The organism is Glaciecola petra (assembly GCF_031846345.1).
Classification (GTDB): Bacteria; Pseudomonadota; Gammaproteobacteria; order Enterobacterales; family Alteromonadaceae; genus Glaciecola; species Glaciecola petra.
In genome coordinates this window covers 281,304-302,490 of the sequence record NZ_JAVRHX010000002.1, presented here as the reverse complement: position 1 = coordinate 302,490, position 21,187 = coordinate 281,304, and the positions used below count along the sequence as shown (strand labels likewise).

The 21,187-nt window shown below is 40.7% G+C and carries 17 protein-coding genes; 10 read left to right on the top strand and 7 right to left on the bottom strand.

Annotation, left to right across the window (positions count from 1 at the left end; all coding sequences use genetic code 11):
• The first annotated feature begins 1 nt into the window (after position 1).
• A complete protein-coding gene (locus RM552_RS09200; protein ID WP_311368533.1) occupies positions 2–1,666 on the top strand; it encodes a hypothetical protein in 1,665 nt (554 codons plus the stop codon).
• A 128-nt stretch (positions 1,667–1,794) separates the two neighbouring features.
• On the opposite strand, the gene RM552_RS09195 is transcribed toward RM552_RS09200, so the two are convergent.
• Positions 1,795–2,424 carry a LysE family translocator gene (locus RM552_RS09195; protein WP_311368532.1) on the bottom strand — a complete coding sequence of 210 codons (630 nt, stop codon included), beginning with the start codon at positions 2,422–2,424 and terminating at the stop codon, positions 1,795–1,797.
• 295 nt (positions 2,425–2,719) lie between these two features.
• Entirely contained in the window at positions 2,720–3,292 is a 573-nt protein-coding gene (locus RM552_RS09190; RefSeq protein WP_311368531.1) for a hypothetical protein, read from the bottom strand.
• Positions 3,293–3,823: 531 nt separating this feature from the next.
• On the opposite strand from RM552_RS09190, the gene RM552_RS09185 reads away from it, so the two are divergent.
• The 3 genes from RM552_RS09185 to RM552_RS09175 all read left to right on the top strand — a co-directional run bounded on the left by RM552_RS09185 (position 3,824) and on the right by RM552_RS09175 (position 6,739).
• A complete protein-coding gene (locus RM552_RS09185) occupies positions 3,824–4,939 on the top strand; it encodes a phosphoserine transaminase (protein ID WP_311368837.1) in 1,116 nt (371 codons plus the stop codon).
• Positions 4,940–4,963: 24 nt separating this feature from the next.
• A complete protein-coding gene (locus tag RM552_RS09180) occupies positions 4,964–6,136 on the top strand; it encodes a 3-phosphoglycerate dehydrogenase family protein (RefSeq protein ID WP_311368530.1) in 1,173 nt (390 codons plus the stop codon).
• A gap of 246 nt (positions 6,137–6,382) precedes the next feature.
• Entirely contained in the window at positions 6,383–6,739 is a 357-nt protein-coding gene (locus tag RM552_RS09175) for a DUF3135 domain-containing protein (RefSeq protein ID WP_311368529.1), read from the top strand.
• 46 nt (positions 6,740–6,785) lie between these two features.
• Here RM552_RS09175 and RM552_RS09170 read toward each other — a convergent pair whose 3' ends face one another.
• Positions 6,786–7,595, bottom strand: a complete 810-nt coding sequence (locus RM552_RS09170) for a DUF2306 domain-containing protein (protein ID WP_311368528.1) — start codon at positions 7,593–7,595, stop codon at positions 6,786–6,788.
• 195 nt (positions 7,596–7,790) lie between these two features.
• On the opposite strand from RM552_RS09170, the gene RM552_RS09165 reads away from it, so the two are divergent.
• The 4 genes from RM552_RS09165 to RM552_RS09150 all read left to right on the top strand — a co-directional run bounded on the left by RM552_RS09165 (position 7,791) and on the right by RM552_RS09150 (position 13,333).
• Positions 7,791–8,930: a helix-turn-helix domain-containing protein gene (locus RM552_RS09165; RefSeq protein ID WP_311368527.1), complete on the top strand. Its 1,140-nt coding sequence runs from the start codon at positions 7,791–7,793 to the stop codon at positions 8,928–8,930.
• Between the two features lie 83 nt (positions 8,931–9,013).
• Positions 9,014–9,697, top strand: a complete 684-nt coding sequence (locus tag RM552_RS09160; RefSeq protein ID WP_432277203.1) for an ABC transporter ATP-binding protein — start codon at positions 9,014–9,016, stop codon at positions 9,695–9,697.
• A complete protein-coding gene (locus tag RM552_RS09155; RefSeq protein WP_311368526.1) occupies positions 9,681–12,221 on the top strand; it encodes an ABC transporter permease in 2,541 nt (846 codons plus the stop codon). Before RM552_RS09160 ends, RM552_RS09155 begins: the two co-directional genes overlap by 17 nt.
• 227 nt (positions 12,222–12,448) lie before the next feature.
• Entirely contained in the window at positions 12,449–13,333 is an 885-nt protein-coding gene (locus RM552_RS09150; RefSeq protein ID WP_311368525.1) for a hypothetical protein, read from the top strand.
• A 71-nt stretch (positions 13,334–13,404) separates the two neighbouring features.
• Here the strand turns inward: RM552_RS09150 and RM552_RS09145 are convergent, their stop codons facing one another.
• Together RM552_RS09145 and RM552_RS09140 are read right to left on the bottom strand one after the other, a co-directional pair.
• Complete coding sequence (locus tag RM552_RS09145) at positions 13,405–14,409, bottom strand: FAD:protein FMN transferase (RefSeq protein WP_311368524.1); 1,005 nt, start codon at positions 14,407–14,409, stop codon at positions 13,405–13,407.
• A 9-nt stretch (positions 14,410–14,418) separates the two neighbouring features.
• Positions 14,419–14,700 (bottom strand): hypothetical protein, encoded by a 282-nt coding sequence (locus RM552_RS09140; protein WP_311368523.1) that lies wholly within the window; start codon positions 14,698–14,700, stop codon positions 14,419–14,421.
• Between the two features lie 178 nt (positions 14,701–14,878).
• Between RM552_RS09140 and RM552_RS09135 the strand changes: the two genes are divergently transcribed.
• Complete coding sequence (locus tag RM552_RS09135) at positions 14,879–18,772, top strand: DUF6701 domain-containing protein (RefSeq protein WP_311368522.1); 3,894 nt, start codon at positions 14,879–14,881, stop codon at positions 18,770–18,772.
• A 14-nt stretch (positions 18,773–18,786) separates the two neighbouring features.
• On the opposite strand, the gene RM552_RS09130 is transcribed toward RM552_RS09135, so the two are convergent.
• Positions 18,787–19,482, bottom strand: coding sequence for a pirin family protein (locus RM552_RS09130; protein ID WP_311368521.1), 696 nt, complete (start codon positions 19,480–19,482; stop codon positions 18,787–18,789).
• Positions 19,483–19,754: 272 nt separating this feature from the next.
• Here RM552_RS09130 and RM552_RS09125 point away from each other — a divergent pair, with 272 nt between their 5' ends.
• Complete coding sequence (locus tag RM552_RS09125; protein ID WP_311368520.1) at positions 19,755–20,522, top strand: exodeoxyribonuclease III; 768 nt, start codon at positions 19,755–19,757, stop codon at positions 20,520–20,522.
• A gap of 8 nt (positions 20,523–20,530) precedes the next feature.
• Here RM552_RS09125 and RM552_RS09120 read toward each other — a convergent pair whose 3' ends face one another.
• Positions 20,531–21,178 carry a 2-dehydro-3-deoxy-6-phosphogalactonate aldolase gene (locus tag RM552_RS09120; protein WP_311368519.1) on the bottom strand — a complete coding sequence of 216 codons (648 nt, stop codon included), beginning with the start codon at positions 21,176–21,178 and terminating at the stop codon, positions 20,531–20,533.
• Positions 21,179–21,187 lie beyond the last annotated feature (9 nt).

The following is a 21,187-nucleotide window of genomic DNA, read 5'->3' as shown; positions in this document are numbered from 1 at the left end:
AATGAGCAAGAAAATATTTAGTTTTAGTAAAAAGTCGGCTTCAGCCCAAACGGCAAATTTAGCTGAGAGACACGCATTAAAAAATGGGCACGATGCAGACGCGCCCTTGTTTCATGATCAGCATGACAAACCCACTAGTCGTCGCGACTTTATCGCACAAGGCTTTTACGCTGGTGCGGGCGCAGTATTGGGTTCTTCGGTGTTGAGTATGTTCGCAAATCCTCGCAAAGCAATGGCGGAATTATCACCCGATTTAGAAGCCCTAAAAGCGGGTTGCGGGATTGCCACTCAAGGCGCTGGAAAAATCCCATTTATAGTGTTTGACCTTGCAGGTGGTGTAAACATTGCTGGCTCTAATGTATTAATTGGCGGTCGCGATGGACAAATGGACTTTTTAAGTGCGCAAGGGTACAACAGACAGGGCTTGCCCGCCGATATGTTGCCATCAATTGCAAATCCAAACGGTGAGTTATCTGACTTTATTAACGAAGAATTGGGTTTAAGGTTTCATGCTGACAGTCCTTTTTTGCGGGGCATTCAAGATAAACTTGCAGTAGGTAATCGAGCTAACGTTAATGGTGCTGTGATCCCTGCTCGCTCAGAAAATGACACTGGTAACAACCCACATAACCCAATGTACGGCATAAACAGGGCAGGTTCAGATGGCTCATTATTAACCTTAATTGGTTCACAAAATACCGACTCAGGTGGCAATTCAATGGCACCTCAACGTTTAATTGATCCAGCTAAACGCCCCACAAAAGTAGACAGACCATCAGACGTTACAGGTCTTGTTGATACAGGTGATTTGATTGGCTTACTCAGCCAAGAAGACTCAGTGTCGGTCATGGAATCGATTCAACGTATTAGTGATATGAAACTTGGCCAGGTTGATACCAACATTAGTAATGATGAAGTAGTTAAAGACCTTGTACGTTGTGGTTATGTGAAAAGCGCTGATATTGCCGACCGATTCGGTGACCCGACCACGCTTGATCCTGAATTGGATCCAGAAATTGTAGGTGAGGGGGGTATTTTTACCACAGAAGAATTTGCCGCGGATCGTGAATTTAGAAAAACGGCATCGGTAATGAAACTAGTTATGAATGGTTTTGCTGGCGCTGGCACAATCACCATGGGTGGTTATGATTATCATACTGGCAATAGAGCTACGGGCGAAATCAGAGATTTACGCGCGGGACGTTGTATGGGTGCGGTTCTTGAATATGCAGCACGTTTGGGGGTTCCCGTTATGATGTACGTGATGAGTGATGGATCAGTATTTTCTAATGGAATGATAGACGATTCTGAGAACGGACGCGGTAAAGGCCAATGGACGGGTGATAACTCATCAACCGCTGGTTCATTCTTTTTGGTCTACAATCCAGGCGGCACTCCACAGTTAATAGGTGCCGACGCAGACGAACAAGAAAGACACCGCCAAATCGGATATATGCGCCGTGATGGCTCGGTCGAAACGGCCGCTACTCCGGCGGCAAACAATGTCAACCTGCTAGTTGAAACGGTTGTGCTGAATTACTTAGCATTGCATGGCGAACAGGGCTTGATGCAAAGCGTCATCCCAGGGCATGGTTTAGGAAGTTCAACCTTAATGGATTCGTTGACGGCATTCCAACCTATTGTAAATGGCACTATAAGTTCGTAGAGCACTAATTAAAAGATAATAAAAAGCCCAAGTCCGCAATGTTAACTTGGGCTTTTTGGTTGAGGATTTATAATTACCTTACATTGTGTTGGTGTTAACAGCACTATCCTTTTGCATTTCTATGACATTCACGCACTATCTCGTAAAGTCTTCATACTCAAAATAATGGCAGCTCCTACTAAAAACACTGCGCCAATTTTATGGATAAGAACTTTTGCATGGCCTTTTAGCCTGCGGCTTAGCCAGCTTGCGCTTGCGCCATAAAAATTCAAAAACAATGCATCAATAATAATGTAGCAGATAGAAAGGATTAAAAATTGAGGCCAAAATGCATGATTAGGATCTATGAACTGAGGAAAGAGTGCCGCAAAAAACACAACCGCTTTAGGGTTTGCCGCCGAGGTAATAAACCCTTGCGCCCAAAGCACTTTTAAAGATGCTGAACCCGCTGCCTTTTGCCCAGATTTGACAGTATCAGCTTGTCGCCACATTTTAACGCCCATCCACACTAAATAGCTAACTCCCAGCCATTTAATAATCGTCATTGCATCCTGTGAAGCCACTAGTATAGCGGCGAGGCCTAAGCCAGCAGCGAGCATTTGCAAAGCATTAGCACTTAAATCACCCGCGGCAGTAGCTAAAGAGCGCTTATATCCGTGGGTCATGCTATTAGAAAGCATTAGTAAATGGCTTGGCCCTGGCGTGATCATAAACAAAAAGACAGTGGCGATATAAATTAGCCAAATATCTAAGCTCATAATGTGACTCTTACAAGATAATTGATGATGTAGTTATACACTAACAGGCAGAGCATTGCAGTATTACCCAGCAAGGTTTAAAAAAATGATTAAGAAACTGCCTATCATAGAGTCTTGATTTATCAAAAAGTCATTTGCTCCACCAGTGACCGGGGAATCGTCGTTTTTAATAATAGTGGGGCAAACGATAACAAGTACTTAAACGAAAGTAGTATTGGCAGACAACATTTCAATTTAAGTAAGTGTGTCTGCCATTTTTTATACTTGCGTGTCTGTTCTTGTCAGTATCAATGGATCAGTTTGATTTTCTGAATCGCAAAAACACTAGCCCAACCAATAAAATTGACAAAACGGAAGGTGCAGATGCTAAATTTGGAGTGACTGGTGCGTTAAATAACAAGTTGTCAAAAGTGACATAATTTCTACTACCGGATATTGTCAACTTGTCAATTCCAGTCCAGTTTAGCGTAAGGTCATATACACTTGTAGAATCAATGACCTGATTGAAAGAATACAAAGTCTGATTGCCTAGCATGCCAGTTAAGGACAGTGTAGCACCGACATCATCGAGATATCCTCGCGCAAACAAACCTCCATTAAAAGTAAATGTTCCGCTAGCAATACCTATACTAGAATCATTTTCATATCCGTTGTAACCCACAATATTGCCTACTGGATTGCTTGCCAAAGGAGTTCCAAAATTCGACTGGCTTGCGGTAAATTCAAAAATATTGCTAAAGATAAGGCCTTTGTAATTTGTTGGAATAGGATTTTGGAGTCCATCATCATCAAAGTTAAAAAGCAAAGATGCCTGAGATAAACTGGAAAACCCAGTTAAAAATAATAGGAGAAATAAATAGCGTTTCATAAAGTCCTCTTTTATATTAATTATATGATAGCAATCAATGAGCATTTATAGACTACGAATCATGCTTGCTCAATCTGTTTCTTTAGAATCTTTAATTAAAAATACAACATTCTTCAGAGCTCAAATTTCGAAAAGCAAAATATATGCCTTGAATTATATTTATTTAAGTTAATGATTTATCAATTATTTATTTGATTTTAAATTTTTGGCGTATCAATGTGTAAAAATTACTGACACTATTTTTTATAGAATTACTTTAAAATCGATGTCCATTCGATAGTAAAAATACTTACGATATCAACATGGTGTTTTTTTAACTTGCCACTCTCCTTTGCCAACAGATAACTCTTACCAAACACTGAATATACAATAACTCCAATTACCGTGAAGATGACTGTGGCGCTAACACTTGAATACAACAAATGAATAATCTATGTCACAACAGTCTAGCCAAGCGCTAAAAAGGCTTGTATGTTATGTCACCTTAAAAAATTACTAATCGCAATAACAGAGACATTGATGAACGAAAACGTGTGCCCTACAAAAAAACCTGCAAACCCTAATTTTTCCTCCGGCCCCTGCTCTAAAAGACCTGGCTATGACCTTAGTAAGCTTGATTTATCTGTACTCGGCCGCTCACATCGAGCGAAAGTGGGTAAAGATGCCTTAAAGCTTGCTTGTACTGACACAGCTAGGATATTGGGCCTACCAAAAGGCTACAGGGTTGCTGTTGTGCCAGCTTCAGATACAGGTGCAATAGAAATGGCAATGTGGTCTATGTTAGGTGAACGTCCTGTTGATGTATTGTATTGGGAATCGTTTGGACAAGGTTGGGCTACCGACATAAACAAACAACTACAACTTAAAGACTCTCGCACCCTTTCTGCCGACTATGGTTTTTTACCCGATTTAACACAAGTAGATGCAACTCATGATGTTGTATTCACTTGGAATGGCACAACTTCTGGCGTGCGTGTGCCCAATGCTGACTGGATTAGTGAGAACCGCACAGGCTTAACGTTTTGCGATGCAACATCAGCAGTTTTTGCTCAGTCTTTACCTTGGGAAAAACTAGATGTAGTGAGTTACAGTTGGCAAAAAGTACTTGGTGGCGAAGGTGGGCACGGTATGCTAATACTGAGTCCGCGAGCGGTAGAAAGGCTCGAATCATATACGCCGCCATGGCCCTTGCCAAAAATATTTCGCATGACAAAAGCCGGTAAACTTATCGAGGGCCTATTTTTAGGCGCAACCATTAATACACCTTCTATGCTCTGTGTAGTTGATTACCTTGATGCCTTAAGTTGGGTAGAAAGTGTTGGCGGTGTGGATGCCACCATTAACATTTGTAACGAAAATTTAAGGGTTATAGAAGAATTTGTGGACAGTCATGATTGGATTGATTTCCTGGCCCAAGATAAATTTACTCGCTCCAACACTAGTGTATGTTTACGCCTCGACTTATCGCCCGAACAAGTTAAAGCTTTAACCACACTATTGGAGCAACATAAGGTTGCTTATGACATTGGCGCATACCGAGACGCACCTGCTGGTTTGCGCATATGGTGTGGCGCAACAATTGAAAAACAAAACCTACAAACTCTCTGTGAGTGGCTCAATTGGGGCTACGAACAAGTTAAAAAATAAAAATTGATAGGCACAAACAACAACATGTATAAAATTAAAACTTTTAATCAAATATCAGTAAAAGGCTTAGAACGTTTTACCCGCGCTAAATATGAGGTGGGTTCTGAAATAGGCAATCCAGATGCTATTTTACTTCGCAGCCACAAACTACATAATGAAACCTTAGATACAACTGTTTTAGCCGTTGCGCGCGCTGGGGCTGGAGTCAATAATGTACCAGTAGCGCAATATAGTGAAAAAGGTATTGTGGTATTTAATACGCCTGGCGCTAACGCAAATGCGGTGAAAGAATTAGTATTGGCAGGTTTATTACTAGGCTCGCGTGGCATAAAAACAGGTATTGACCATGTTAAAACATTGCATAATGTGACCGATGCCTCAGAATTACACAAAACCCTTGAGGCACAAAAAAAACAGTTTGCTGGAAATGAGCTCATGGGCAAAACTTTAGGCATTGTTGGCTTGGGGGCGATTGGTTCATTGGTCGCCGACATGGCTTTGGCTCTTGGAATGAAAGTGGTAGGTTACGACCCCGCTTTGTCAATAGAAGCCGCATGGCGCCTATCTAGCAATGTGCAAAAAGCTGAAAACTTACATGCTTTATTAGCGCGTTGTGATTATGTCAGTTTGCATGTGCCCGCGATTGAAGCAACTCATCACTTGATTAATAAAGAAGCGCTTGCACAAGCGAAATCAGGAATGACCTTAGTTAACTTTGCTAGAGAGAGCATTGTCGATCCTGAGGCTATTGTAGCAGCTTTAGATAATACTAAACTAAAAGGCTATATTTGTGACTTTCCTGAGCCTGTTTTTTATGGCAGAAGCGATGTAATTGCCATGCCCCATATAGGCGCATCAACTGCAGAAGCAGAAGAAAATTGTGCGATAATGGCGGCAGAACAAATCATTGATTACTTAGAGAACGGTAACATCAAAAACTCGGTTAACTTCCCTGCGGTCAGCATGGCAAGGTGTGACGGCCAGCGTATTATTTTTTCGAATAATAATGTGCCTAAAGTGCTAGGAAACGTACTTTCAGTGCTCGCCGACAATAATGTTAATGTCATTGACATGGTGAACAAGAGCCGTGGTGATCTCGCCTATAATATTCTAGATGTAGAGCAAATGGAAAATGGCGATGTTATACAAGAAATCGCTAATGTAGAACATGTAAAAACCGTTCGCTTAATAGATTAACAAATTCCATATTGAGTACTATTGTTTTCAACAGCCCTTTATTTGTATCTGCAACAAAAGGGCTGACTAGAAGTGAAACAGACTATTAGGTTTTGAGTAATATTGAAGTGTCACTAAAATTTACAACTTTTAATCTAAGACAAAATAACTTTCTTTAAATATATGATTTAATTGATTTTTTATGATTGGCCTTATTTTTGCTTTACCTGTTGAAAGACGGAAAAGAACAAGACTAAGGAAAAGTACATGTCTACAAATCTTGATTTTAACTACTTAAGCTCACTAGCTAAAACAAACCCAGAAGAGTTTGAAAGAATTAGAGAAGCAGAGATAGAGAAACTTATTCAAAGTGCCGGTCCTGAGAACGAAAAACGCCTTAGAGGTATTCAGTTTCAGGTAGATGCCAAGCGCCAAGTGCATAAAGATTCACCTATGGGAGCCTGCATAGAAATTAGCAAAATGATGCATGAATCATTCGAAAAAATGAGACATCAACTCAATCTTTGCCTAAATATCAATGACCCAATTGGCAATACAACACAGTATGTTCATGATGAACATTCTGAATCATCATCAGCCAAAGTATTAGCATTTCGTAGTTAAGCATAAGGTAATTTGGTGCCCAACAAAAAGGGCGCTAACGCTCTGCCTATGACATAACAAGGGGGTACCAATTTGCTATAGTGATAGCAAATAAACCCCCGATAAATACAAGTGCGATTGCAAACATCAAGCAAGCTCCAACGATATACAGTAAAGCTGAATTGCTGTTTTTTGTATATCGCACTAATTCAGCTATTAATAGTGGTGCAAGATAAGACAATACACTTACCGACACAACTGTGGGACCAGTAAAGTCTTCGGTATTTATGCCTAAAGCACCAAACGAAACCATCCAAGCAAATATCATAAGCCTAAAGAAGAGAACACCATTTGCTGCTAAAAATAAACGAGTTGCCCATATTTGATGAAGGGTGAAATTGCGGTTTTTAGCCGCTCGTATAGCAAAAAAGCTACTTACCAGTATTACAACTCCGCTAAAGGCAGTTAAAGAATGCAGAAGCGTATTCCCTACCGTACCTCTAACTATAATTAAGTAAATACCCGCCAATGAAATAGTGCATGCAAGCGTAACAAATAAACGACCATTATAGCGATGGAAGGTGCTAAAGCGTTTGCGAATAGTAGGCACAAACTGAAGGCTTCCTCCTAACATCATTATGATGGCTAATAAAACATGAATAGCATAAATAGCGTTTCCTAGACTATCGTCTGGCACGTAGGCTGTCTGGTTAAATCGATTCCATTCTGACAAGCCCGACGTAACGCTTGTTAAGCCATAACCGAAGCTTAGATATATAGCAAAAGTAATTTGGGCTAAAACCAAGCAAATGAACCAAGATTTAAGGCTCAAATTGAAGAGTCTACGTGATTTTGATGTGGTTTGTGCAATCGACATGCTTATTTCCTATAGTGTTCGTCTCGGTCCAAAGACTAAAGCAATATCAAAAAAATACTTGTCAAAATCGGAATTTGAATAACTAAATAATGTAATTGAGAAACATTCATTAACAAAGTCTTTTTGCTATGCTCACTTTTTCTCCGTAGACTAAAAATCTGGGTAAAAATTGCAAATCAAAGGATAAAGAAGAGTATGTCAGACCTTTTCCCCTTCTATCTTTTAGTCTTTTTTTGCATGGGCATCATGTTTAAACATGCTCTTAAAAAAGACAAAAGCCTCATCAATTACTTGTTTGCTATTTTTTGCGCATCTTTGTGTATGGTAGGCATGCAAAAATTAAGCGCTTCTAGCATAGGTATATATCAATATTTTATTGGCTTTGCGACATGTGCAACCTGTAATGTGGTTTGGCTAATAGCAAGAACCTTATTTAGAGAAAGCAATCCAATTAGTAGACGACATGTTGCGCTTGCCGCTGCCATAGCAGGGCTTATTGTATTCAATCAAACGTGGCATTTATTGATTGCCATTGATATCCAACATTTGCTTGCAAGTGACAGTATGCTGCGTATTAAAGAAGGTATGAATGAAATAACAACGCTTCTTTCTTCAAGCATTTTAGCCCTTTCATTTTGGGAAGCCGTTCGAAATTATAGCCAAAAAAATAAATCTGAGCGTCTGCAGTCCATTATATTTGCCAGCGCTTTTTGCTTGGCTGTTTTCAATTCAAGTATTTTGCCAAAATTTTTATTCACACCAACTGAAATTGATCAATATTTTCCTTGGTTAATGACTTTTTCAGCCTTATTAATTGTCGCTGCTGTCCAGCTAGTTATTTATTTGCAAAACAAAGATAGAAGTCTTGCTTCTTTTTGCACTGATACCCAAAACCAACTTAACGCTGATCAGGAACATACTATTGACCTGAGTGCGAGTAAGAACGAGTGTGTAGATATGAAAGTTGTTAGTGGAATCAATGCATTAATCAATAACCAACAAATATACTTAACACCTAACCTCAAAATCGCCGATTTCGCACAAGCATTAAAAACACCTGAATATAAAATCAGTAGAGCAATCCGCATTCATTATAAAGCTTCTAATTTTAATCTCTTTGTAAATCAGTTTAGGGTTAAACACGCAAGCAATATACTGCTAGATCAAGATGCGCAACATTGGAGTATATTGGTTGTTGCATTGGAGAGTGGATTTTCGTCTCTGGTTACATTCAATCGCGTGTTTAAATCAATCACCGGCGCGATGCCGTCCGAATTCAGAAAGCAAAATGACTTGCAAAGCCACAATAAATTGCCGCAATGCGGCCTAGGATAGATGAGTATAAATGGTCTGCCTAAGGGTCTTTTGCGTACTTCTGTATGATATCAATTAAAACAATATCGTAGCAGGAGATTAAGTTGATTCAGGTTTCTAATCTTACTATGGAGTATGGACAAGCAGATTCTCCATTGCGTGTCCTTGACAACTTAAACTTCAGTATGGATGGTGGTGATACCGTGGCTATTGTTGGTCCTTCTGGCTCCGGCAAGACCACGCTACTCCAACTTCTGGCCGCATTAGAACAACCCACACATGGCAGTATTCAATTAGATGGCCAAGCGCTATCTCATCTATCTCCTGACGAGCTGGCTGATTTTAGACGCGACAATATGGGCATCGTCTTTCAGTCTTTTCATTTAATCGATAGTTTAACGGCGCTTGCTAATGCCGCATTGCCCCTTGATATTGCTGGTCAAGCAGATTCAACCAAACGCGCAATAAATATGCTCGAACGAGTTGGTCTAAAAGACAGAACAACTCATTATCCACAACAGTTATCAGGTGGTGAGCAACAACGTGTTGCTATCGCAAGGGCCTTAGTTCATGAGCCAAGACTGATTTTAGCCGACGAACCCACGGGTAACCTAGATGAAAAAACCGGCAAGCGTGTTGCTGACATGTTGTTCGATTTACACGCGCAATCACAGTCAACATTGGTACTGGTGACTCACGACATGCGCTTGGCGCAACGCTGTAAACGATTGTTTTGGCTAGAATCTGGCAAACTTCGAGTAGAGGAAAATAGTGAATTTTCAGCTTAAATTTGCTTGGAGTGACCTTGTTCAAGGTTTAAAACGTCTTTGGCTGTTTTGTGCTTGCCTAATATTTGGGGTGTGCTTGGTAATGGCCGCGGCTAGTCTTTATCAGATGCTCGACCGAGTGTTGTTATCGGATACGCGAGCGCTAATGGGCGGCGATGTTGAAATAGAGTCAAGTGAACCAATTGAGCAGGCAGTTTTAGACTGGCTAGCGAGCACCGGTGATATTTCGTTAACGCGTGAACTCGATACCATGATGAGTACCCAAGGCGACGAATTTGCCTTGGTAGAACTTTTGAGTATTGACAATGCATACCCTCTGTATGGGGAGCTCACGCTACAACCAGAGCAAAATTTATCTTCTGCATTAGCAAATGATGAAGGGCAATGGGGCGTTGCTGTGGATCCAATATTAGCCGAACGCTCACAACTTAGAGTGGGTGACACCGTTTATATTGGTGATTTGGAACTTGTTATAAGGGCATTGGTACTAGCACAACCCGACCGAAGACTGAATGCTAATTGGCGAGGTGCGCCTGTTTTAATTTCTGAAGAAGCCATGAATGCGTCAGGCTTGTTACGTCCAGGTAGCCGAGTGGAATATGAGTATCGTATTCGCACCTCTGAAAAGGTAGACACGTGGGAAGATAATTTTATTGCACAATTCCCCGACACCGATTGGGAAATACAAACGTTTAAAGATCGAAGTCGTCGTATTGCTGAGCGCTTATCTCAAATTGCTTCTGGCTTACTTATTGTCGCATTTAGCACCCTTTTCATTGGCGGTCTGGGCATTTTTAACAGTATCTCAGTGTATTTACAAAGCAAGCGTGAAACCATAGCAACATTAAAAGCGTGCGGCCTAAGAGACGCCAAAATTGGGCAAATTTTTGTCGTGCAAATTGCTATTTTAGCTTCAGTCTCAGGTTTTATCGGCGTACTTTTTGGCAGCGGACTTGCTTTAATTGGAAGTCAGGTATTATCACAAGACTTACCTCTTGTATTGCAAGCCAGTGACACAATTGTTGCCGCTTTTTCAGCTTGGTTTTTCGGTATTGTAACGGCATTTACCTTTGCATTACCTGCCTTAGGACGAGCCTTACAAGTAGATGTTGCGCATCTATTCAGAGCCAATAACATAAGCGGAAACACAATTTCAGTGCACTGGCGTATAGCAAGCTATGGTTTTGCTATCATGCTAGCCATACTTGTTTTATTCGCCATCCCGAATGTACTTTTTGGTTTGGCGTTTCTGGTAACTGTTATTATTTGCTTAAGCTTTTTTGAAGTCGTGGTTAGAGGCTTACGCTGGGTATCACGCACTATGGAGCAGCGCCAATGGTTATTGCGCCATGCGGCTACTCGTTTAGCTCTAGCCAACATGCACCGTCCTGGAACCCCACTTAGAATTACACTTCTTTCATTGGGTACAGCACTAACACTACTTGTTGCTTGTACGGTCATTGTGTTTTCATTGCTTCGCTTAGTAGAGACCACTATTCCTGAAGAATCACCTGCTTTGGTATTGTACGACGTATTATCCGAGCAAAAAGAAGGCTTACATAAAGCCGCCAGTCAGTATGACTCAGTAAATAAACTGACTCTGTCTCCCAACGTCCGTGCAAGAGTCTCTGCGATTAATGGTACGCCGATTAGGGAGCTAGGTAATGATGATGTAAATTGGCAAAATCAAGCACGCGATGAGCACAAATTGAGTTATTTGTCGGGCAATATCGACGGCATAAAAATTGTTGATGGCGCAATTTGGGATGATTCATTTTCGGCTAATTCATTAGCCAATCCTAATATTGACTTTGCCTTTATTATGGAAGACCGAGAAGCACAACAAATGCGCCTCTCTCCTGGTGATATAGTTCAATTTTCCTTAGTCGGCATAGAACGAACCGGCCTGCTCACTGGTATTTATAGTCAACAAGGTATACAAACGCGATTTTGGTTTGAAGCGATATTTTCTGATGGCGCTCTGGATGACTTTATCAACGCTTATGTCGGCACAATTTATATGGACGATGAAGAGGCTTTAGCCCTTCAAACTCAATTAGCTCGCACGTATCCTAATATCATCACTGTTCGTACAAAAGATTTAATTGATTCCGCTAGCGATTTACTTAACAAAGGGACTAGCGGGCTAAGCGTAATTTCAGCTATTAGCTTATTGGTCAGCCTAATGGTGTTGGCAAGTGTGATGGCTGCTGGCAGAAGTAAACAAAGTTATCATGCCATTATTCTGTATTGTATAGGCGCGCGTATTTCTTACATAAGAAGAGCCATTATAATTGAATATTCACTCTTAGCGACAGTGGTGAGTTTGTTTTCCATTATCTTAGGACTAATTATCGCGACTTTAGTGTTGCAAGTTAGACTCAAAGTGTTCGCTTGGGATATATATTGGATGGGGATGGCAGTAGCTTGTATATCGTCGGTTATCGTTTTTAGTTTGGGCGCTTTATACTTATTTCAAAAATTAAAAATACAACCTGCTCAGCTATTGAAAGAGTCTTCGTAATGGTTAAATGAAGAATAATTGCATCAACCTTTTAATGCGTTTTAAATCAAGTTTTTATCACCTGTATATTTGGTGATGGGTAAGCGAGATTCTAGCTTATAGTTGGTTTTACAAGCGCTTATAAATCTAGTATGTTGAGAGATAAGCATCAGTATTCTATAGCGATTCAGAAAAAATTGCCGATACAAACAGAATACGTAGGATATGGCCGAACATAAGGCGTTATTTTGAGACGAAGCGTTAGTCCATTATTTTTAATCGTTGTCGCATTTTGTATGAGTTCTTTTATTACTCAGTCTGATGCTAAAAATAATGCATCGGTACATATTCACTACGAAGACATCTATTTTTCTCAAGCATACAAGAATAAAGACCCCAAAAATGCCGTTTCAGCAGCTATGCTGTTAGTGGTGGATAATTTACCGAATGACTTCACGCTAGAATTTTTGCCTACCGCTCGATCTATTATCAAATTTTCAGAAGATACTGATGACGCGATATGTGCACTATTCAAGCTCAAATCAGCTGAACGTGCTTCACGTTATTATTTTTCTTTACCAATTGGCTTAATGCAAACTCACCGCCTTTATTTGCGGGAAGAAATGGGACCCTTGGACCCTTCACTGCTAAACGAAGAAGGCGCTGTAAAAAATATTGAGGCATTATTTGAGGTCTACCCCGATACTCAATTGATGCTTTGGGAAAACATAAGCCAAGGCGATCATATTGACGCTGCATTAAAAAATATAGCGCAAAAGAACAAAGTATCTATTCAAGGTATGACTTCATATCTAAACTTAGCATTGCTAATTACGCGTTCAAGGGCAGACTTCGCTATACTGCCTCCCGCAGAACTCAATCATTATGAAAACAATACTGAGTCTCTCAATCTGTTGTCTTATCGAATTGCTGGGATCGAACCGGTATCAAAAGTACATATGATGTGCAACAAAACAAAGGCCTCTGCAGTATTTTTAAAAACAGCGAATTCCGTGATTCGTGATTTATATCAGACTCCCGAGTATTTAGCAGCAGGGCTCATTGACGTAGCTGAAGAAGATATCTCATTTGTAATAAAAACTATTGAAGACTTAAAAGAGCAAGTTAAATAGTCGGTCAATATACAAAGCGATACCGCTATTTAGTGTCAGCTTTGTTTTGATCTTGCACTGTGGTTATAAATTTACTGACCCAAACCACTGGAATAATGCATTCTCCGTTGCTTATCCATGACTATTGCTTCAAATTCAGGTAAACCATTTATAAGACCGATACCTTTTTCAAGGCCCATGACAAACACGGCAGTAGAAAGCGCATCGTTATAGACACTTTCAGGGCCAATAATGGAAACAGACTGCACCTCATGCGTTGATTTACCCGTTTTAGGGCTGATGATGTGATGGAAACGTTCGCCATTTTCTTCAAAATAACGCTCATAATCACCCGAGGTCGACATTGCACTTTCTGCTAGAGGTATTAACACCGCTTGCTTGTCTCGGTTACGGGGGTCACGAATACCTACTATCCAAGGTTTACCTAAGCGATCTCCTAATAAACGAGTATCACCACCAGCGGTTACCAAAGCATGTTCAATCCCAAGAGATTTTAAGATTTTAATGGCGTTGTCTACCGCGTATCCTTTGGCAACACCACCCAAATCGACTTTTACATTAGGGTTTTTATAACGCACGCTTAAGTCATCTTTTTTAAGCTCTAGTAAACGATAGTCGATTGCCGAGAGCCGCTGTTGAATTTCTTCGTCACTAGGCTTCACTTTATCTGGGTAACTATATAAATAACCAACACTAGCATAGGTCACGTCAAATGCGCCCTGAGTAAGCTCGGAAATTTCAGCGCTCAACACTAATAAATCGAATAACTCTTTGCTGACGATAACGCGATTTTTGTAAGCATTTTGATTGAGTTGAGATAATTCACTGCTGTCAATATAAGTACTAAATTGTTGGTTAATGCGCTCCATTTCGGCAAATACTGCTCTTGTTGCTTGTTCGCGTAGGGCCGCGTCTTTGTGATACACCTCAACCAATATATTGGTGCCCATTGTGCTGTAGTCAGTTTTTTGCCAATCTGCGTGACTATTTAGTGAAAAAGTGACACTAATAAGTAACAACAACATACTCATATGTGCTTTACTAAAAAAGAATTTAACGTTGTTATTTCTATGCACTATTTTTCCTTAGAAAAGTTTTAACAGTAGCAATACCAAGGCTACTAACACAATTAAGGCTAATCCGAATACTAGGTACTTACGTGGATATTGAGTGCTAGTCCAATATTTGACGCAATATACAATGGATATAGGTAAAAATATTATGCAAAAAATGCCCCATAATTTTCTACCCTCACCAAATGCTGATGCTACCGTGATTAAAGCGCCAACAAAAAATAAAGTAATGCCAATGCCGGCCATCATGGTCAACAGAATAACGAGATACATATTAATGTCGGTAAAAGACATTTGTTAAAAATCCTTCAGTATATTTCGAAGATGGCGCAAAGATACCTCACAATAAGTGACTAACACATTGAAATCAATAGCCCTATTCGCTAAGTAAAACCTATATATTGACGATAATAAAGATACCACGTCATTAAATTTTTAGCTTACGCGAAAAGTGAAGAAACCGGTATCGACAATGCGGACAATACTAACACCTAACAACTTATACAAAGAAAGCGTTAGAGTCGCAATATGGGCATTGTTGACGGGATTTGTATTGTTCACTATTTTTAGCGTTCAAGCTCAAACAACAAACATTATTTGTAGCGATACTTCATCGACGTCCGTAACGGGCGCTTTGACTGATTCTGGTGGCACAAGTGGTAGCTACTCAAATAATGAAACCTGCTCATTTTTAATTCAACCAAGCGGCGGTGGCTGGGTCACACTTTCGTTTTCTGCCTTCGATTATGAAGATAACTTTGATTCTTTAAGTGTTTATGATGGCACCACCACATCAGACACACTTTTAGGGTCATTTGACGGTGATGCAATTCCTTCTGATCTTGTTGCCAAATCGGGAGCGATGTTAGTGGTGAATGATACCGATTTTTCAGTTACCGAAGAGGGCTTTCAAGCAGCATGGGAAACCACCAGTTGTGATGACAAAGGCTTAATAGATGTTACCGGCCTACGAATAGGAAGTGGAGGCAGTACTACTCGAATTAATAATAGCACGACATCTTTGGCTATATATGACGCTTGGGTCGCTGATGGCTCTCCTGCAACGGGTTTAATAGATGGCGGTAGATACAATATAGTTGAAAGCGGCACCGCAAAAGCTGACCGATATGACTTTGGTGGACAACGCCGTACCTTCTCAGGCACCCTTCCGTACCCAGGTTTTGGTTCGGTGGGCAATCAAGGCCAGAGTGATTTTTTGGTAAAAACAAACGGCTTAATAAATTTACCCGCTGGTGACTACACTATTTTTGTAGAAAGTGACGACGGCTTTAATTTGGAATTAAATACGCTGTCTGGTGACACCGTTACCTTTAATAAGTTTGGCGGGTCAAATGCTGGCGCTTCGAATGAACTCAGATTTGAGCGTAATACCGCAAACTCTCGCACCGGCGGCTCATTTACCTTGACACAAGATTCCGTATTTGAAATTGAAACCATCTTCCATGAGCGGGGTGGCGGTGACTACATGGAAATTGGTATTGCAAACACTATCCAAAGCTCTACCAATATGTCGAACTACGAAGTTTTGCGAGAAGGCGCTTTAAATGGCGCAGTTACCTTAGGTCCATGCTCAGAAACGCCTGCTACCACCAACTTGATATTGGAATATCGTTTCGAAGAAGATACTTGGAATGGCAGTAATGGTGAAGTTATTGACAATAGCGGAAATGGATACGATGGTCGAATTGTGAGAAGTTCCACACCAGAAACAAGTACTCCCGCTTTAACGGGCGACCCAGGTACTTGTGGTTATGCTAGTCAAAACGATGGTTCAATTCAGGTAACAGGTTTACCGGTTGATACTTCAAACGGTGCTAAAACTACCGCCACTTTCTGGATGTATTGGGACGGCACCAATAGTGCTATGCCAATGGGATGGAATTTTCATGATATCTGGATTATCGACGGCAGTATTGGCTTTAATACGTGGAGGAATGATATATACGGTATTGCCAGTGCTGGCCTAGAAAATAGTTGGCACCACATAGCGGTGGAATTTACTAACGGAAGCGTGGCAAGCAATCGTATGTATGTAGACGGGGTAGAGCAAAGTTTAAGTCAAAGAAGAGGTTCCCCCAACAATAGCAATGCTGTTGTTAATACCGAGTTACGAGTTGGAGGCGTCTCAAATTCTAGTTCATATGATTTTCATGGTTTGATTGATGAATTTAGACTCTACGATGGCACATTGACAACAACACAAGTTCAAGAAATTATGGCTGAACGTCATCCCTGTAGCGTTGTTCCTGTTGTGCATCATTACGAGATTGTGCATGACGGACAAGCGTTAACCTGCGAGGCAGAAACAATCACGATTAATGCTTGTGCTAACGCAGATTGCTCAAGCTTAAGTACTGAATCGATTACTTTAGAATTGCTCGGTAATGGTGCTGCACTTGGCACGGGTACCTTTATTGGCACAACCACAATAAGCGGCAGTTATACTGTGCCTGAAACCGTGACTTTGTCTATAACAAAAGCGTCGGTTGCGGCAAGCAATCCTGTTGAATGTGATGATGGTAGTGGTAGTTCGTGTGATATTACATTCAGTGATGCCGGCTTTCGATTTTTGTCGGGTGCTAGCAACAGTACAACAATTCCCAACCAAACATCAGGCGCAGCATTTAGTGAAGCACTCAAAGTACAAGCCGTAGAAAACACTAATGGCGTTTGTACGGGTTTGTTTAATGGCAGTGTTAATGTAGATTTGTCACAAGAAAATATTGACCCAAGTGGCACTAGTGGACTGAGTTTTGATGTATCAGGATCCAGCATAGCAAAACATAGCAGCTCAAGTAGCGTCGCCTTAACGTTTGGCGCCGAGAGTATCGCAACGATTCCATCACCTGTATACAACGACGCAGGGCAAATTCGTTTACATGCAAACTACGACGTAGACGGTGTGAGTTTATCTGGGGTGAGTAATTCCTTTTGGGTAAGCCCAGCTCAACTAGTTGTTTCAGCGCGCGCAGGTGGAATAGATTTAAATGGTGCTAGCGCTACAGCTACGCCCGTGCATGCCGCAGGTGATAACTTTGAACTTAATGTGAGCGCTGTCAATGCCGCAACACCCTCGGTGGTAACTCCCAATTATTCTCCTGGCCAAATACAATTAAGCCTGAATAGGACCGCGCCGACGAATAGCGGTAGCGTAGAAGGCAGCTTGAGCTATGCTAGTGGCGCATCTTTATCCACCAGCACAAGTGCCAGTTTCCAAGATGTAAATTTAACTACGTTTTCAAGTGGCATATCTACCTTTAATGCCGCGCGATATTCCGAAGTAGGCCTCATTAATTTAGAGGTACAAGACAGTGATTATGGCAATGCGAGTATTATTGTGTCTTCGACAGCTATAAACATTGGTCGATTTATACCTAAATACTTTGACCAAACCGTGGCAGAAAATGGCGTATTAATGGCGATCTGTAATGCCAACATGAGCTTTACCGCGTATAGCGGTCAACGAGACGAAAGTAATAATAGTTTAGGGGCTATTTCATATTCTAGTAACCCAGTTATCGCTATTACCGCGCGAAATACCCAAGGTAATATTACGCAAAATTATTATCAAGACAGCCAAGGAAGTGCCAACGACTTTATGAAATTGAGCGCAAGCGATATAGCCATCACAAGCCCTACTACTGATCAAGTTGCCACCGGAGTAAATTCAAGTTTGTTGCCAATTACATCAAATATGAATACCGGAACCTTAAGTCAAAATGATTTGACAGCCCTACCAAATACCGTGGCTTTAGCTAGGGGGGTGCTACATTATCAATTTGCTGACAGTGATAACTTTTATTATAACCGCTCGCCAAATGCGCTAGTAGATCCTTTTACATCTGACATTGATTTTATCATATCGGGCATTAGCGACGCCGATGGTGTTAACGTAACATCGACTGTTGACGTCTCTTCAACCGGCATCGAAATAAGATTTGGTCGCTTGGTATTAGAAAATAGTTTTGGTCCAGAAACCGCTAATTTATCCCAAGCGATGCAACTCGAACACTATGATGGCGGCAGCTTTAGACTCAGTAATGATAATAACTGCCAAAGCTATGATGCCAGCAGAATTACGCTAAGCAACATTAGCTTGGACCCTAATTTAACCGCCGTTTTAGGAGGAACCGGCGGCTTTATATCTGGCAAAACAAAAGACATTGAATATCAAGCAAGCGGTGCTGGCAACCAAGGACAAATTGGCGTTTTGTATAACGCTTATGATTGGTTAGAGTATGATTGGGACAATGACGGCGTGTTTGATGAAGACCCGTCAGCAATCGCCGCCTTCGGAATTTATCGTGGCGACGAACGATTGCTGCATTGGCGTGAAAATTTTTAGGAGCAAAAACTACATTAAACTTGGCTTGGCAAATCAAACCAAATAGCTTCAAGGTCGCTGTTTGCTATGAGTTTTATCGCTTCTTTGGCGCTAGTGGCAAATGCATCACCTTTGACGAAACTGTCTTTATCCACACTTAATTGCCCTTTTACAATATGCAAATAACCAAAGCCTAATTGCGACTGCAAAGTAAATGTTTCATTGGCACCCAACACCAAACGATGCATGCTCATATTCTGATTTATTGATAAACTACCCGCATCTCCAGTTGGTGTAACAAGGGCCGTTAGTTGCGTTTGCTGCTCTATCGTTTTTTGCTCATAACTGGGAGGCAAACCCTTTTTTTCAGGTAAAACCCAAATTTGTAAAAAATTGACCTCTTCGTTCTCAGAAGGATTGTATTCTGAGTGCATAATGCCTGTGCCAGCACTCATTCGTTGCACATCCCCCGCTGGAATACGCGTTTTATTACCTTGGTTATCTTTATGCTCAACTGCGCCGCTAACTACATATGAAATAATTTCCATATCTTGGTGGCCGTGAGTATCAAAGCCACGACCGGGCTGCACAATATCGTCGTTAATGACCCGTAAAACGGATAAGCCCATATGCGCAGCGTCATAATAATGGCCAAATGAAAAAGAATGCTGACTTTGTAGCCAACCTAAATCAACCGTACCGCGTTCGTTTGCTCTTCTAATATATTGCATGTTGCTTCTCCAATCTTGAATTTTTATTTATTTTATATTTAAAATAATTGAAGATATATTGCTAAAAATTCGCTAATTCTTTCGATTTAATCGAATAGTTATAAATCGAAATAAACGATTTGAGCAAAGATCAATAGCTTTATATAGATAAGCCAACAACTGAATAAGAAACATCCCTCAATAGTCGGGGTAAATAGTGTAAAATTAACGAAAAACAATAAAAGCGAAATTCAACTTAGCCAATATGAGTTGAATAACAAAAGGAGATATAAATGAAATTTGTTTCTTGGAATGTGAACGGTGTTCGCGCAGTCATGAAAAAAGATTTCTTGGCGTCATTTAAAAGCATGGATTGTGATGTACTTTGTTTGCAAGAAACAAAAGCTCAAGACGAGCAAGTACTCGAAGCGCTTGCCGATTTGCAAGGTTACGAAATATATACTAATTCTGCTGTTAAAAAAGGTTATTCTGGTACTAGTATAATTACTCGAATAACACCAAAGTCAGTTACGAAAGACCTTGGCATTGAGGTACACGACCAAGAAGGTAGAGTTATTTGTGCCGACTTTGGCGAATTCTATTTGGTCACCGTGTATACACCCAATTCGCAAAACGATCTTAAACGTTTGCCTTATCGTCAAACTTGGGACGCAGATTTTTTAAGCTACCTTGAACACTTAGAAAAATCCAAACCGGTGCTAGTATGTGGCGACTTAAATGCTGCTCACCGAGATATTGACTTGGCTCGCCCAAAACCAAACTACAATAAAAGCGCAGGATACACACAAGCCGAAATTGATGGCCTAGATAATTTGGTAAAAGCTGGTTATACCGATACTTTTCGACACCTACACCCTGAGACCGAAAAATATACTTGGTGGAGTTATCGAGCAGGAGCACGCCAACGTAACGTAGGGTGGAGAATAGACTATTTTTGGGCTTCAGCCGGTTTAAAAGAAAAGATTGAACAAGCAGAAATATATAACGAAATTTTGGGCTCAGATCATTGCCCTGTAAGTGTTAGCTTGTCTATCGACTAGTTATGTATTTAACTTACGATTGAGCTTTTTAAAAAATTCTTATAAATAGAAACAAAGGCTTCCGCTTTTATTTCAACTTCTTGTAGGGTCATTTCGGGTTTAAATAAGGCTGAGCCTAACCCAAAACCATGTGCCCCAGCACTTAAGTAAGGGTACATACTCTCCTCTTGAGCCGTAATGCCGCCAACAGGAAAACACTTTATCTCTGGCGGTAATACTGATTTTAGTGCTTTAAACCCCTCCACACCCATCATAGAAATAGGGAAAAGTTTCAACCCACTTGCTCCAGCTGCAATTGCTGCGAAAGCTTCAGTAGGCGTAATAACACCAGGGTAACAATGACAACCAGCTGCTACCGATATTTTAACAACGTCTTCATTGTAATTAGGTGTGACAACTAAATTGGCACCGCAGTTGATGACAGACTCAACTTGTTCCGTATTAGTCACGGTACCTGCTCCAATCAAATATGCATTGCCATAGGTTTTGACTAGCAAACGAATACTGACCAGAGCTTGTGGTGAATTAAGTGGAACCTCAAGCATAGTAAAACCAGCAGTAATTAGCATATCTGCATATGACAACACATTATGGGGTGTTATACCGCGTAATATAGCAATTAATGGTAAATGAGAGGTCAACGCTTGTGAACTCATATCTGGGCA